10 protein-coding genes are annotated in these 14,528 nt (G+C 73.2%); 8 read left to right on the forward strand and 2 right to left on the reverse strand.

Annotated elements, in window-relative coordinates; genetic code table 11:
- The first annotated feature begins 18 nt into the window (after nucleotides 1–18).
- On the forward strand, nucleotides 19–1,491 hold the full coding sequence (locus tag M2266_RS26480) for a M1 family metallopeptidase (protein ID WP_277440428.1): 1,473 nt from the start codon (nucleotides 19–21) through the stop codon (nucleotides 1,489–1,491).
- 80 nt (nucleotides 1,492–1,571) lie between these two features.
- Nucleotides 1,572–3,074 carry a GTPase HflX gene (hflX, locus tag M2266_RS26485; protein WP_277440429.1) on the forward strand — a complete coding sequence of 501 codons (1,503 nt, stop codon included), beginning with the start codon at nucleotides 1,572–1,574 and terminating at the stop codon, nucleotides 3,072–3,074.
- Nucleotides 3,075–3,139: 65 nt separating this feature from the next.
- On the opposite strand, the gene M2266_RS26490 is transcribed toward hflX, so the two are convergent.
- Nucleotides 3,140–4,300, reverse strand: coding sequence for a hypothetical protein (locus M2266_RS26490; protein WP_277440430.1), 1,161 nt, complete (start codon nucleotides 4,298–4,300; stop codon nucleotides 3,140–3,142).
- Between the two features lie 157 nt (nucleotides 4,301–4,457).
- Between M2266_RS26490 and M2266_RS26495 the strand changes: the two genes are divergently transcribed.
- The 5 genes from M2266_RS26495 to M2266_RS26515 all read left to right on the forward strand — a co-directional run bounded on the left by M2266_RS26495 (nucleotide 4,458) and on the right by M2266_RS26515 (nucleotide 11,100).
- Nucleotides 4,458–5,969 carry a diaminobutyrate--2-oxoglutarate transaminase family protein gene (locus tag M2266_RS26495; protein WP_277440431.1) on the forward strand — a complete coding sequence of 504 codons (1,512 nt, stop codon included), beginning with the start codon at nucleotides 4,458–4,460 and terminating at the stop codon, nucleotides 5,967–5,969.
- Between the two features lie 75 nt (nucleotides 5,970–6,044).
- A complete protein-coding gene (locus tag M2266_RS26500) occupies nucleotides 6,045–7,949 on the forward strand; it encodes an IucA/IucC family protein (RefSeq protein WP_277440432.1) in 1,905 nt (634 codons plus the stop codon).
- 27 nt (nucleotides 7,950–7,976) lie between these two features.
- Entirely contained in the window at nucleotides 7,977–8,669 is a 693-nt protein-coding gene (locus M2266_RS26505) for a GNAT family N-acetyltransferase (RefSeq protein ID WP_277440433.1), read from the forward strand.
- 94 nt (nucleotides 8,670–8,763) lie between these two features.
- Nucleotides 8,764–10,548, forward strand: a complete 1,785-nt coding sequence (locus tag M2266_RS26510; RefSeq protein ID WP_277440434.1) for an IucA/IucC family siderophore biosynthesis protein — start codon at nucleotides 8,764–8,766, stop codon at nucleotides 10,546–10,548.
- A gap of 183 nt (nucleotides 10,549–10,731) precedes the next feature.
- A complete protein-coding gene (locus tag M2266_RS26515; protein ID WP_277440435.1) occupies nucleotides 10,732–11,100 on the forward strand; it encodes an FHA domain-containing protein in 369 nt (122 codons plus the stop codon).
- Here the strand turns inward: M2266_RS26515 and M2266_RS26520 are convergent.
- Nucleotides 11,078–12,310, reverse strand: coding sequence for a serine/threonine-protein kinase (locus M2266_RS26520; protein ID WP_277440436.1), 1,233 nt, complete (start codon nucleotides 12,308–12,310; stop codon nucleotides 11,078–11,080). The genes M2266_RS26515 and M2266_RS26520 overlap by 23 nt on opposite strands.
- Nucleotides 12,311–12,443: 133 nt before the next feature.
- Here M2266_RS26520 and M2266_RS26525 point away from each other — a divergent pair, with 133 nt between their 5' ends.
- Nucleotides 12,444–14,510 (forward strand): ATP-dependent DNA helicase, encoded by a 2,067-nt coding sequence (locus tag M2266_RS26525; RefSeq protein WP_277440437.1) that lies wholly within the window; start codon nucleotides 12,444–12,446, stop codon nucleotides 14,508–14,510.
- Nucleotides 14,511–14,528: the final 18 nt, after the last annotated feature.

The following is a 14,528-nucleotide window of genomic DNA, read 5'->3' on the forward strand; positions in this document are numbered from 1 at the left end:
CCCTGATAGCGGTAGCGCATGATCCCCTTCACGCCGCGCAGCGGCGCCGTGCTGGCGGCCTTCGCCGCCGTACTGACCCTGACCGCGGCGGAGCTGCCCGGCGACCCCGTCGTACCGGTGTCAGGGCTCGGCGACCGGCTCTATCCCGATCTCGGCAATCCCGGTTACGACGTGGCGGCCTACGACCTCTCCTTCGACTACCACGGCCGGGACCGGCCCCTGGACGCCGTCACCCGCATCCGGGCCCGCGCGCTGGCGCCGCTGACCGGCTTCCATCTGGACTTCGCCGGGGGAACGGTTTCGTCGGTGCGGGTCAACGGGCATGCGGCGGCCTACAGCCGGGAGCGCGAGGAGCTGGTCGTCACCCCCGAGGAGCCGGTACCGGCGGGCGGCGAGCTGCGGATCACCGTCGCGCACACCAGTGATCCGCGCACGGCGGACAGCGGCTGGGTACGGACCGCCGACGGCCTGGCGATGGCCAACCAGGCGGACGCCGCGCACCGCGTCTTCCCCTGCAACGACCACCCCTCGGACAAGGCCGCCTTCACCTTCCACATCACGGCCCCCAAGGGCCTGACGGTGGTCACCAACGGCGTCCCCGACGCCGTCCAGGCGCCCGCGCCCGCATCCGCGCTCACCTGGACCTACCGTCCCGCGAACCCGATGGCCACCGAGCTGGCCCAGGTCTCCGTCGGCCGCTCCGCCGTACTGCACCGCGCCGGTCCGCACGGGCTGGCGCTGCGCGACGTGGTGGGGATCGCCGACCGCGACCGGCTGGAGGCCCGGCTGGCGATGACCCCCGGGCAGATCGCCTGGATGGAGGCCCAGGTCGGCCCCTACCCGTTCGAGACGTACGGGATCCTCAGCGCCGACACCAGCACCGGCTTCGAGCTGGAGACCCAGACTCTCTCGCTCTTCGAGCGCCGCGTCCTGCTCGCCCCCGAGGCGGCGGCCGCCCCGCTGATGGTCCACGAGCTCGCCCACCAGTGGTTCGGCGACAGCGTCACCCCCGCGGCCTGGTCGGACCTCTGGCTCAACGAGGGACACGCCACCTGGTACCAGGCGCTGTACGGCGCGGAGAAGTACGGCGTCGCGCTCGACCCGCAGGTCCGCACCGCCTACGAGGGCGACTCGCGGGTCCGCGCGGCGGACGGCCCGCCCGCCGCACCGAAGGTGCCTGAGTCGGGCAAGCTCGGGATCTTCCGGGACAACGTCTACTCCGGCGGGGCCCTCGTGCTCTACGCCCTGCGCCAGGAGATCGGCGCCCCCGCGTTCCAGCGCCTGGAGCGCGCCTGGGTGGCCCGCCACCGGAACGGCAACGCCTCGACGGCCGATTTCGCCGACCTGGCCTCGGAGGTCGCGGGACGGGACCTGAGCGGCTTCCTGCACGCCTGGCTCTACGGGGCCGTCACCCCGCCGATGCCCGGTCACGGCGACTGGGTGGCCGGCTCGGCCAAGGCCAAGGCGGCGCGGGCGGTGAAACCCGCGTGACCAGCGGCGGCGGGCGTGCGACCATCGTAGGGACGGACAACACGCCCGTCGCCTTCCCAGCCGTTCGACCAAAGGATCCAATGACCTCCTCTTCCTCCTCTTCAAACGACCGCCAGCGCCTCCCCGAGAGCCTTCGGGCCGACGCCCTGATGGAAGAGGACGTCGCCTGGAGCCACGAGATCGACGAGGAGCGGGACGGCGCTCAGCTCGAACGCTCCGAGCGCGCCTCGCTGCGCCGTGTGGTGGGCCTCTCCACCGAGCTGGAGGACGTCACCGAGGTCGAGTACCGGCAGCTCCGTCTGGAGCGCGTCGTACTCGTCGGTGTCTGGACCTCCGGGACCGTGGACGACGCGGAGAACTCCCTCGCGGAGCTCGCCGCCCTCGCGGAGACCGCGGGCGCCCTGGTGCTCGACGGCGTGATCCAGCGCCGCGACAAGCCGGACCCGGCCACGTACATCGGCTCGGGCAAGGCCCAGGAGCTCCGGGACATCGTGCACGAGACGGGCGCCGACACGGTCGTCTGCGACGGTGAACTCAGCCCCGGCCAGCTCATCCACCTGGAAGACGTCGTCAAGGTCAAGGTGGTCGACCGCACCGCCCTGATCCTCGACATCTTCGCCCAGCACGCCAAGTCCCGTGAGGGCAAGGCCCAGGTCTCGCTCGCGCAGATGCAGTACATGCTGCCGCGACTGCGCGGCTGGGGCGCCTCGCTCTCCCGCCAGATGGGTGGCGGCGGGTCCAGCGGCGGCGGGGCCGGCGGCGGTGGCGGCATGGCCACCCGCGGTCCCGGTGAGACCAAGATCGAGACCGACCGGCGCCGTATCCGCGAGAAGATGGCGAAGATGCGCCGGGAGATCGCGGAGATGAAGACCGGCCGCGACCTCAAGCGGCAGGAACGCAAGCGCAACAAGGTGCCGTCCGTCGCGATCGCCGGATACACCAACGCGGGCAAGTCCTCGCTGCTCAACCGGCTCACCGGCGCGGGCGTGCTGGTGGAGAACACCCTGTTCGCCACCCTGGACCCGACCGTGCGCCGGGCCGAGACGCCGGGCGGTCGGCTGTACACGCTGACCGACACCGTCGGGTTCGTCCGACACCTGCCGCACCACCTCGTCGAGGCGTTCCGCTCCACCATGGAGGAGGTCGCGGAAGCCGACCTCATCCTGCACGTGGTGGACGGCTCGCACCCGGTCCCGGAGGAGCAGCTCGCCGCCGTGCGGGAGGTCTTCCGCGAGGTCGAGGCGCTCAAGGTGCGCGAGATCGTGGTGATCAACAAGGCGGACCTGGCCGACCCGCTCGTGCTGCAGCGCATGCTGCGGAACGAGAAGCACGCCATCGCGGTGTCCGCCCGTACCGGCCAGGGCGTCGACGAGCTGCTCGCGCTGCTCGACGAGGAGCTGCCGCGGCCCGAGGTCGAGATCGACGCCCTCGTGCCGTACAGCCAGGGCGCGCTGATCGCCCGGGCGCACGCCGACGGCGAGGTGCTCTCCGAGGAGCACACCGGTGAGGGCACGCTGCTCAAGGCCCGGGTCCACGAGGACCTGGCCGCCGAGTTCGAGTCGTTCGCGCTCACCAAGCACTGACCGGTTCGCCGGAGCACAGACGGAAGGGCCCGTCCCCGAGGGGGCGGGCCCTTCCGTCCGTTCCGCTACTTGAACTGCCTGCTCACCTTGTCGTACACGGCCTTCGCCTCGGCGCCCAGGTGCGGGCCCGCCAGCCACGTCGCCGTGACCGGCCCGATCGAGGTGTTGCTGACCAGCGCCACCTGGCCGTCCGGCTGCTTGGCGTACCAGCCGCCGCCGGACGAACCGCCCGTCATCGTGCAGCCGAGCCGGTACTCGGTCGGCTGGTCGGCGAAGATCGACAGCCGGCCGGGCTTTCCCGTGCAGTTGAACAGTCGCTGGCCGTCGAAGGGCGGCGCGGCCGGGTAGCCCCAGGCGCCGATGTTGCCGACCTTCGTCACGGACGGGGCGTTGAACCACACCGGGAGGGCGGATCCGACCTTCTCCTCCAGCGACTTGGTGCCGCTCGCCTTGTCCGGGGCCACGTGCAGCACCGCGAAGTCGTACGGAGAGCCCTTGCCCCCGGTCTCCGCGCCGGTCGCGATCCACTGGTCGGAGGTGGCGGCGCCGTCGGCCCAGAACACCCCGAGCGGCGCGAGCGCGTCGCGCTTGGCACCCTTCAGCTGCGCCGCGGTCTTCCCGGCGTCGTTGTACGACGGCACGAAGATGACGTTGCGGTACCAGCCGCCCGCGCCACCCGCGTGCACGCAGTGGCCCGCGGTCCACACGAGGTTGGACTTGCCCGGGTGGGCGGGGTCCTTCACCACGGTGCCGGAGCAGACCATCGAGCCCTTGGGACCGTCGAAGAAGATCTTTCCGTCGCCGGGCCCGTTCTCGTGGTACGGCGCGTCAACGGCCTTGGCCTTGTTGACCGCGGGCACCGGATCGGTCTTGCCCTTGTCCGCCGCGACGTCGTCGGGCACCTTCTTGTCGTTCTGCTCCGCGCCCTTCATCCGGTTGTCGTCCCACAGGCCGTCGATGACCGGGTTGATGAACTCGGAGGCCTTGCGCAGCCACTGGTCCTTGTCCCAGTTCTTCCAGGCCCCGTCCCGGTACGCCTTCTTCCACTTCTCGAGGTCCCCGAGGCTGGTGGGCAGGGAGGACGGCAGCTTCACGCCGTCCGTACCGGGGACCGAGGCGCTCGGCTTGGGATCCGCCTTGTCGTCCGACGGCCCGCAGGCGGTCGCCGAGACCGCGAGCAGGGCCGCGACCGCGGCGGCGGCCAGTGGCCGGCTTATGGATGGCATGGGTTGTGTCCCCCTGGTCGTGTTACGGCAATTCAGCCCCGGCGACGGGGCGGACCCCACTATGACGGGTGTTGTGGGGGACGGCGCGCGGTGGGTCCGCGGTTCCGGCGCGAAAGATCTCCCGGCCGACCGTGATCGGACCAGGGGCGCGTCGTTAATGCGGACAGGAGACGTCAACCGGAGGAGTGAGCACGTGGCCGCCATCCAGAGCGTGCCGGGCCAACTGACGTCGTCGGCGGACGACTTCGCGGCGGGGGAGGGGATCCTGCGGCGCCAGTCGCTGCGCGAGTCCGCGGCCCGCACCTACGCCCGCTCGTTGCCGGTCGTCCCGGTCAGGGCCCGCGGGATGACGGTCGAGGGTGCCGACGGCCGCCGCTATCTGGACTGCCTGTCCGGCGCGGGGACACTGGCGCTCGGGCACAACCACCCGGTCGTCCTGGAGGCGATCCGCGCGGTCCTGGACTCCGGGGCCCCGCTGCAGGTCCTCGATCTGGCCACGCCGGTGAAGGACGCCTTCACCACCGCCCTGTTCGAGACCCTGCCGCCGGAACTCGCTGCCCACGGGCGGGTGCAGTTCTGCGGACCGGCCGGCACGGACGCGGTCGAGGCGGCCATCAAGCTCGTACGCAACGCCACCGGCCACGGCGGGCTGCTGGCCTTCACCGGCGCCTACCACGGCATGACCGCGGCCGCGTTGGCCGCGACCGGGGACACGGCGGCGCGCGCCACGGTCGGCGAGGCCGACGCGCGGGTGACGCGGCTGCCGTACCCGTACGAGTACCGCTGCCCGTTCGGCACCGGCGGCGACCGCGGGGCGGAGCTGTCCGCCCGGTGGACCGCCAGCCTGCTGGACGACCCCAAGGGCGGCGTCCAGCCGCCCGCAGGGATGCTGCTCGAAGTGGTGCAGGGCGAGGGCGGGGTGATCCCCGCGCCCGAGGCGTGGCTGCGCCGGATGCGGGAGATCACCGCCCGGCGCGGGATCCCGTTGATCGTCGACGAGGTGCAGACGGGCGTCGGGCGCACCGGCACCTTCTGGGCCGTCGAGCGGAGCGGGATCGTGCCGGACGTGATGGTGCTCTCGAAGGCGATCGGCGGCAGCCTCCCGCTCGCCGTCATCGTCTACCGGGAGGAGCTGGACACGTGGCGGCCCGGCGCCCACGCGGGCACCTTCCGGGGCAACCAGCTCGCCATGGCGGCGGGCACCGTCACCCTGCGGTACGTCCGCGACAACGGCCTGGACGTGCGGGCCGGTGTCCTCGGCGGCCGGATGACGGACCGGCTGCGCGGACTGGCCGCGCACCACCCGTGCATCGGCGACGTGCGGGGCCGGGGCCTGATGATCGGCCTCGAACTCGTCGACACCGGGGCGGAACCCGACGAGTACGGGTCGCTGCCGGCCGCGCCGCGGCTCGCCGCCGCCGTGCGGCGGGAGGCGCTGAAGCGCGGGCTGATCATCGAACTCGGCGGCCGGCACAGCAGCGTCGTCCGGCTGCTGCCGCCGCTCACCATCACCGACGAGCAGGCCGAGGCGGTGCTCGACCGGCTCGCGGACGCCGTCGCGGCGGCCGAGCGGGCGGTGTGCGGGGCGCCCGGCGCGTCGGGCGACCGCGTCGCTCCTGGGTTCTGCGCGGTATCCACAGGCGCCGCGGAGGGGGAGGATCGCGTATGACGAGCTCTCCGGGCCGCGGTTGATGTACCCCCAGACCTCCGGGCCGACGGGCCCACCGACCCACGGAGTACCGGCATGAGCGCATGCCCCGGCACGAACGCCGACCCTGGTGCCTACAGCACACCGGGGGCGGCCGGCATGGTCCCGCAGGACACGTCGACCGTCCCCGTCAGCCCCGTCGGCACGGCCGTCCAGGAGGGCCCGTCCCACGTGCCGCCGCAGACGCGGCGGATCCCGTCGCCGCATGCCGGGCCGGATCCCCTCGAAGCGCCCGACGCCTACGCGGCGGCCGACTCGGCGTCGATCGAGAGCCTGCTGCGCTGCTGGGTGCGCGAGAACGGGCTCACCCAGCCGCGGGACGGGGTGCTGCGCGTGGCGCTGCCCGCCAGCGCCACCGGCTTCGACGTCGGGGTCAGGCACTGGTCGGCGACCGGGCACCACCGGTTCGGCCGCGTACGGCTCGCCTTCGACCAGGCACCGCTGGCCGCCGTCTGCCTGGCGGCGCTGCTGGCGCGCGAGGCCGGCACGGACCCGGCCGGGGGCACGGACCTGATCGGCCGGGTCGCCGACTCCGCCCGCCGGACGGCCCGGTTCATCACCGACCGGCGGGAGCGCCCCGAGGCGCCCGCCGGTACGGACCCGTTCCTCGAAACCGAGCAGTCGCTCATCCTGGGCCACCCCCTGCACCCCACGCCCAAGGGCAGGGAGGGGCTCTCCGAGGTGGAGGCCCGCGCCTACTCGCCAGAACTGCGCGGTTCCTTCCCGCTCCACTGGTTCGCCGTCGACCGCTCCCTGATCGCGTCCGACTCCGCCTGGACGGTACGCGGCCGCACCGTTCCCGCCGAGCGGCTCCTCGCCGACCTCGCGGGCCCGGGCCTCGACCTCCCGGACGGCGCCGCGGCCCTGCCGCTGCACCCCTGGCAGGCCCGCGAGGTGCGGCACCGGCCCGAGGTGCGGGAGCTCCTCGAGACGGGACGGCTGCGCGACCTCGGCCCGCTCGGCGAGCCCTGGCACCCGACGTCCTCCGTACGGACGGTGTACCGGTCGGGCGCCCCCGCGATGCTGAAGCTCTCGCTGGCGCTGCGCATCACCAACTCCCGCCGCGAGAACCTCCGCAAGGAGCTGCGGCGCGGCACGGAGGTCCACCGGCTGCTGCGCAGCGGACTCGCCGAGCGGTGGCGCGCCGCGCACCCCGGCTTCGACATCGTCCGCGACCCGGCGTGGCTCGCGGTGAACGAGCCCGGCGGAGAGCCGCTGCAGGGCCTGGACGTGGTGCTGCGGCACAACCCGTTCGGCCCCGGCGACCAGGCCCACTGCCTGGCCGGTCTCACCTCGCCGCGCCCCTGGCCCGGGCTGCCCGAGCCCGCCCTGCGCTCGCGGCTGGCCGATCTCGTCGGCCGCCTCGCGGGCCGCACCGGGCGGCCGCCCGCGGCCGTGGCCGCCGAGTGGTTCCTGCGCTACCTGGACGCCGTCGTCCGCCCCGTCCTGTGGCTCGACGGGGAGGCGGGGGTCGCCCTGGAGGCCCACCAGCAGAACACCCTCGTGCTGCTGGACGCGCACGGCTGGCCCTCCGGCGGCCGCTACCGGGACAACCAGGGCTACTACTTCCGCGAGTCGCACCGGACCGCGCTGGAGCGGCGGCTGCCCGGGATCGGCGCGGAGAGCGACACCTTCGTCCCGGACTCCATCGCCGACGAGCGCTTCGCCTACTACCTCGGAATCAACAACGTCCTCGGCCTGATCGGCGCGTTCGGATCCCAGGAGCTGGCCGACGAGAGCCTGCTCCTCGCCGCCTTCCGCCGGTTCCTGGGCCAGATGGCGGCCACCGGCCGCTCACGGCTGCCCGCCCAGCTGCTCGGGGCCGCGACACTGCGCTGCAAAGCGAACCTGCTGACCCGCTTGCACGGTATGGATGAACTCGTCGGCCCGGTCGACACCCAGTCCGTCTACGTGACGATCCGCAATCCGCTGGCCGCCTGAGCGGTCCGACCAGGAGAGGAGGGAGCCGTGCTGCCGCCCGCCGACTCCACCACCGGGGACACCCTGGACCTGAACCTGTCCGACGAAGTCCTCGCCCTCTTCAACGCGCCGGATCCGGCGCGGTCCCCCGAGGCGCCGGGAGCGGACGACGGTCTGCTCGGCGGTGTCGCGGCCTGGGGCCCGATGGCCACTCGGAGGGGCACTTTCCAGCTCGTCCCCGTGACCGTCGAGCGCGACCTGCCGATGATCTCCGGCTGGATGAACGACCCGGCGGTCGCCGAGTTCTGGGAGCTGGCCGGAGAAGCGCGGATCACCGAGCGGCATCTGCGCGCCCAACTCGACGGCGACGGGCGCAGCGTCCCCTGCCTCGGGGTCCTGGACGGCACCCCCATGAGCTACTGGGAGATCTACCGGGCCGATCTCGACCCGGTCGCCCGCTACTACCCCTCCCGCCCCCACGACACCGGGGTGCACCTGCTCATCGGGACGGTCGGCAACCGGGCGCGCGGCCTGGGCGGCACGCTGCTGCGTGCCGTCGCGGACCTCGTCCTGGACCGCCGGCCGGCGTGCGCGCGCGTCATCGCGGAACCCGATCTGCGCAACGCCCCCTCCGTCGCCGCGTTCCTCTCCGCGGGGTACCGGTTCTCCGCCGAGATGGAGCTGCCCGGCAAACGGGCGGCTCTGATGATCCGCGACCGCGCCGTGCGGCATCTCCTCTGACCGCTCCGCTTCCCGAGGTCCGACCTCCCGGGCCCATCGAGACCTCCGCCGTCCCCTGTCCGCGCCGCGCCGTTCACGCAGAGGAGCACCGACCATGCCCATCCGACCCCCGCTCCGAGGCACCGGCTGGCAGGTCGCCGGCCGCCGCATGCTGGCCAAGATGCTCGCCGAGTACGCGTACGAGGCCGTCATCACCCCTGAACCGGACCCGGACGCCGATCCCGGCACGGACACCGGAAGCGGGGCTTCGCCCTACCGGCTGGCGCTGCGCGACGACGTCGTCTACCGGTTCCGCGCCCGCCGCGGCGCCTACGGCAGCTGGTACGTGGACGCGGGCTCCATCACGCCGACCGGCGACCCGCTGCACTTCCTCGCCCACGCGCACGACACCGTGCTGAACCTGGCGGGCGACACCACGGGGCATCAGATCCGCGAACTGCTGGCGACCCTGGCGGCCGACGTCCGGCTCGACGCCACGGCGGTCACCGCCGCCGAGCTCGCCGCACTCGACTACGCCGACCTCGAAGGTCACCAGACCGGCCATCCCTGGCTCGTCGCCAACAAGGGGCGGCTCGGCTTCTCCGCCGCCGACGCCGTCCTGTGGGCCCCCGAAGCCCGCCGGCACCACCACCTCCCCTGGATCGCCGTCCACCACGACCTCGCCCGGTACCGGGGCGTCACCGGCCTCGACACCCCCGACCGGCTCTACGCCGGGGAACTCTCCCCGGACGTCCGCGCCGCCTTCACCCGCACCATCACCGACCAGGGGCGCGACCCCGCCGACTACCTCCTCTTACCCGTCCACCCATGGCAGTGGGAGGAGACGATCGCACCCCTCTTCGCCGCCCATCTCGCCGACGGTTCCATCCTGCCCCTCGGCACTGACAACGACCTGCGGCTGCCCCAGCAGTCGATCAGGACCTTTCTCAACACCAGCCGCCCGGACGGGCTCACGGTCAAACTGCCGCTCTCCGTCCTCAACACCCTGGTCTGGCGCGGACTGCCCACCGAACGGACCCTCGCGGCGCCCGCGGTCACCGCCTGGGTGCACGGAGTGCGGGACGCCGATCCGTTCCTGCGCGACGAGACCCGGGTGATCCTGCTCGGGGAGGTCGCCTCGATCACCGTCGAACATCCGCTGTACGACCGGATCCAGGGCGTGCCCTACCAGTACCGCGAACTCCTCGGCTGCATCTGGCGCGAGCCGCTCACCGGCCGGCTCGCCCCCGGCGAGCGGGCCCGTACGCTCGCGGCCCTGCTGCACACCGACCGCGTCGGGCGCTCCTTCACCGCCGAGCTCGTCGACCGCTCCGGTCTGCCACCGCACGTCTGGCTGCGGCACCTGTTCGCGAGCCTGCTGCCCCCGTTGCTGCACTTCCTGTACCGGTACGGGACGGTCTTCTCGCCGCACGGCGAGAACGCGATCGTCGTCTTCGACGAGCACGACGTTCCCGTCCGGCTCGCCGTCAAGGACTTCGTCGACGACATCAACGTTTCCGCGGAGCCGCTGCCGGAGCACGACACCATGCCCGCGGACGTCCGCGCGGTGCTGCTCACCGAACCCCCTTCCTTCCTCACGCAGTTCATCCACTCGGGGCTCTTCATCGGGGTGTTCCGCTACCTCGCGCCGCTGTGCGAGGACCAGTTGGGCGTCCCGGAGGGCGACTTCTGGGCACTGGTCCGCGAGACGGTGCTGCGGCACCAGGACCACTTCCCCGAGCTGAAGGAGCGGTTCGCGACCTTCGACCTGCTCACCCCGCGGATCGACCGGCTGTGCCTCAACCGCAACCGGCTGCACCTCGACGGGTACCGGGACCGCCCCGACCGCCCCCACGCCGCCGTCCACGGCACGGTCCACAACCCCCTGAGCGGCCCCTGAAACCCGCTGCGTGCTCCGCGCGGGGTGACGGGTGGGGATACCGTGTCGGCACACCACGGGAGCGGGGGGCGGGGCGCGATGGGCGATGACGAGGGCGCCGGCCGGCCGTGCCCGGAATGCGGCCTCGCCGGCGCCGTCACCGGCCAACTTGTCTGCCGCGGCTGCTGCGTACCGTTCTCGCTGATGGCGGCGCCCGTGAAGGGAGGCCCGTCGCCGGTGCCGGGCGTCACCCGCCGCGACGCGCCCGGCCGTGTGCTGCGGCTCGTCTTCCCCGACGGCGCGGCGGTCGTCGAGCCGGGCGGCCGGATCCGGCTCGGCCGGGATCCGCGGCAGTGCCCCTCCGTGCGCTTCCTCGTCGGCCGCGACAACCTGTCCCGGCTCCACGCGAGCGTCGGAGTCGACCCCGACGGCTCCGCCTGGATCACCGACGAGGGCTCGACCAACGGCACCTTCGTGCGCGGCACCCGGATCCCCGCGGGCGAGCGGGTGGAGCTGCGCCCGGGTGACGCGTTGCGGCTGGCCGCCGATGTCACGGCGCGGGTGGAGTCCTGACCGCCGCGTAGGACGTCACGCAGCGGGCCAGCGGGTGGTCGGGACCGAGTGCCGCCTCCGTACGCGCGGAGAGGTCCGTCAGCCGTCGGACGACCGTCGCGGGGCCGTTGAGCCCCTCCAGGACGCGCGCCCGGCCGAACAGCGCGGCGAACGCGGCCGGTTCGCTCTCCCCGCCCGTCCTGCCGAGCTGCTGGTACAGATTCCAGTAGCAGCGGTCGGCGTCGCCGAACCGGCCCGCCGCGAGCAGCCGTTCGGCCTCCTCCAGCCGTGACCAGGCGCTGTCCAGCGGGCCGCGGTCCAGCACGGTCGGCGTCCTGGGCACGTCCTGGTGCGGAGTCCCCGGACGTTCCGGAGGCTTCACAAGGGTCTCGGACCGCGCGGGCCGCACCGCGGCGCGCAGCCGCTCCGCGGTCTGCGCGGCACCGGCCGGCCGGTCCGCCGGGTCCTTGGCGAGCAGCGCGTGCACCACCTCGGCGAGCGCGGCGGGAACGTCGGGGCGACGGGCGGCCAGCCGCTCCGGCACCTCGTGCACATGGCGGTAGGCGTAGCCGACGGTGTTCCCCGCCGAGAAGGGCGGCGCCGCCGCCAGCAGCGCGTAGAGCACGCACCCCAGCGAGTACAGGTCGGACCGGCCGGTCACTTCTCCCCCCAGCGCCTGCTCGGGGGAGAAGTACGGCGGGGAGCCCAGCATGGACATCGGCCCGGTGTACCGGGTGACGTCCGCGTCCCGCTCCGCGACCAGCCCGAAGTCGCAGATCTTGACGGTGCCGTCGGCCACCAGCATCAGGTTCTCCGGCTTGATGTCCCGGTGGACCAGCCCCTGGCCGTGCGCGTGCTCCAGCCCCGCGCAGATCTGGACGCCGTACGCCACGACGTCGGCGACCGGCAGGGCGCCCCGCTCCGCCAGGACCTGCCGCAGGTCCTGGCCGCGCAGCAGCTCCATCACGATGAACGGCGACCCGGCGTGCTCGCCCGCGTCATGGACGGCGGCCACGTTCGGATGGCTGAGCCGCGCCGCGGCCGTCGCCTCCCGGCGGAACCTGCCCTGCCGCGCCGACCGCTCCCCGTCCGCCCACTCGGGGCGCAGCGTCAGCACCTTGACGGCCACCTGCCGGCCGAGCGCCTGGTCGGCCGCCGAGTACACCTGCCCGAAGCCGCCGCCACCCAGCGCGACCTCCAGCCGGTACCGGCCGTTGAGGACGGTTCCCACGCCGATATCCCTCGCGGACTCGAACGACATGCGCCAGAAGTTAGCACCGGGCGTCGGATCGCGTACGACGAACGATCACCGGGTCCGGATGCGGGACCGCGTTGTCAGTGCGCACCCTTAGTCTGGTTTCCCTATGACGAAGCCCGCCCTCACCGAACTCCTCCACGCCGCCGTCACCGCCGTCGGCGGCGTGGAGCGCCCCGGCCAGGTCACGATGGCCCAGGCCGTCGAGACCGCAGTGGACGACAACGCGCATCTGCTCGTCCAGGCCGGCACCGGCACCGGAAAGTCCCTCGGCTACCTGGTCCCCGCCCTCGCCCACGGCGAGCGGGTGGTGGTCGCGACCGCCACCCTCGCCCTGCAGCGGCAGCTGGTCGAGCGCGACCTGCCGCGCACCGTCCAGGCCCTGAAGCCGCTGCTGCGCCGTGAGCCGCAGTTCGCCATGCTCAAGGGCCGGTCGAACTACCTCTGCCTGCATCGGCTGCACGAAGGGGTGCCGCAGGAAGAGGAGGACGGCCTCTTCGACGTCTTCGAGGCCGCCGCGCCCACCAGCAAGCTCGGCAAGGACCTGCTCCGGCTGCGCGACTGGGCGGACGAGACCGAGACCGGCGACCGGGACGGCCTCACCCCGGGCGTCTCCGACAAGGCCTGGTCGCAGATCTCCGTCACCTCGCGGGAATGCCTCGGCGCCACGAAGTGCGCCTATGGCGCGGAGTGCTTCGCCGAGGCGGCCCGCGAGCGCGCCAAGCTGGCCGACGTGGTCGTCACCAACCACGCCCTGCTCGCCATCGACGCCATCGAGGGCGCGCCGGTGCTGCCCAGCCACGAGGTCCTGATCGTGGACGAGGCCCATGAGCTGGTCTCCCGCGTCACCGGCGTCGCGACCGGCGAGATCAGTCCCGGCAGCGTCAACCGCGCCGTCCGGCGGGCCGCGAAGCTCGTCAACGAGAAGGCCGCCGACGCGCTGCTCAGCGCCTCCGAGGGCTTCGAGCGGCTGATGGAACTGGCGCTGCCCGGCCGTCTCGAGGAGATTCCGGAGGACCTCGGCTACGCGCTGGCGGCGCTGCGTGACGCCTGCCGCCAGGTGATCACCGCGATCGGCGAGACCCGCGACAAGTCGGTCCAGGACGAGAACGCGGTGCGCAAGCAGGCGCTCGCCTCGGTCGAGCACGTGCACGAGGTCGCCGAGCGCATCGTGCAGGGCTCCGAGTACGACGTGGTCTGGTGCGAGAGCCACGACCGGTTCGGTGCCTCGCTGCGGGTCGCCCCGCTCAGCGTCTCGGGCCTGCTGCGCGAGAAGCTCTTCACGGAACGTTCGGTGGTGCTCACCTCCGCCACCCTCAGACTCGGCGGCGACTTCAACGGCGTCGCGGCCTCGCTCGGGCTGGCTCCGGAGGGCGTCGAGGGCGAGGACGTGCCGCCGTGGAAGGGCATCGACGTCGGCTCGCCCTTCGACTACCCCAAGCAGGGCATCCTCTACGTCGCCAAGCACCTCGCCCAGCCGGGCCGTGACAGCCGCCGCGAGGACATGCTGGACGAGCTCGCCGAGCTGATCCAGGCGGCGGGCGGGCGCACGCTGGGGCTGTTCTCCTCCATGCGGGGCGCCCAGGCGGCGGCCGAGGAGCTACGGGGGCGGCTCGACAACCCCATCCTGCTGCAGGGCGAGGAGACGCTCGGGGAACTGATCCGTACGTTCTCCGAGGACGCGGCGACCTGCCTGTTCGGCACGCTCTCGCTCTGGCAGGGGGTCGACGTGCCGGGAGTGAACTGCCAGCTGGTGGTGATGGACCGGATCCCGTTCCCGCGCCCGGACGACCCGCTGATGAGCGCGCGGCAGAAGGCGGTGGAGGAGCGCGGCGGGAACGGCTTCATGTCGGTGGCCGCCACGCACGCGGCGCTGCTGATGGCGCAGGGCGCCGGCCGGCTGATCCGCGCCTCGGGCGACCGCGGCGTCGTCGCCGTGCTGGACCCCCGGCTCGCGACCGCGCGGTACGGCAGCTTCCTGCGGGCCGGGATGCCGGACCTCTGGTACACGACCGACCGCAACCAGGTGCGCCGCTCGTTGGCGGCCATCGACGCGACGGCGAACGCCATCGCCGAGACCGCGGAAGCGGTGACGGAGGAGGCGGTGGCCGAAGAGGTCGTGGAGGTCGTGGAGGTCGTGGAGAAGGTGGAGGAGGACGTACCCGCCGCGGGGTGACGCCGTCCGGACATGGCA

It is taken from the genome of Streptomyces sp. SPB162 (genome assembly GCF_029504575.1).
In the GTDB taxonomy this organism is placed as follows: domain Bacteria; phylum Actinomycetota; class Actinomycetes; order Streptomycetales; family Streptomycetaceae; genus Actinacidiphila.

What these genes read in the sequence shown, in the direction of transcription:
- M2266_RS26490 (WP_277440430.1), bottom strand. Translation starts at nt 4,300, where the DNA reads ATGCCATCCATAAGCCGGCCACTGGCCGCCGCCGCGGTCGCGGCCCTG.
- M2266_RS26495 (WP_277440431.1), top strand. Translation starts at nt 4,458, where the DNA reads ATGCGGACAGGAGACGTCAACCGGAGGAGTGAGCACGTGGCCGCCATC.
- M2266_RS26515 (WP_277440435.1), top strand. Translation starts at nt 10,732, where the DNA reads ATGGCGGCGCCCGTGAAGGGAGGCCCGTCGCCGGTGCCGGGCGTCACC.
- M2266_RS26525 (WP_277440437.1), top strand. Translation starts at nt 12,444, where the DNA reads ATGACGAAGCCCGCCCTCACCGAACTCCTCCACGCCGCCGTCACCGCC.
- M2266_RS26480 (WP_277440428.1), top strand. Translation starts at nt 19, where the DNA reads ATGATCCCCTTCACGCCGCGCAGCGGCGCCGTGCTGGCGGCCTTCGCC.
- M2266_RS26500 (WP_277440432.1), top strand. Translation starts at nt 6,045, where the DNA reads ATGAGCGCATGCCCCGGCACGAACGCCGACCCTGGTGCCTACAGCACA.
- M2266_RS26510 (WP_277440434.1), top strand. Translation starts at nt 8,764, where the DNA reads ATGCCCATCCGACCCCCGCTCCGAGGCACCGGCTGGCAGGTCGCCGGC.
- hflX (WP_277440429.1), top strand. Translation starts at nt 1,572, where the DNA reads ATGACCTCCTCTTCCTCCTCTTCAAACGACCGCCAGCGCCTCCCCGAG.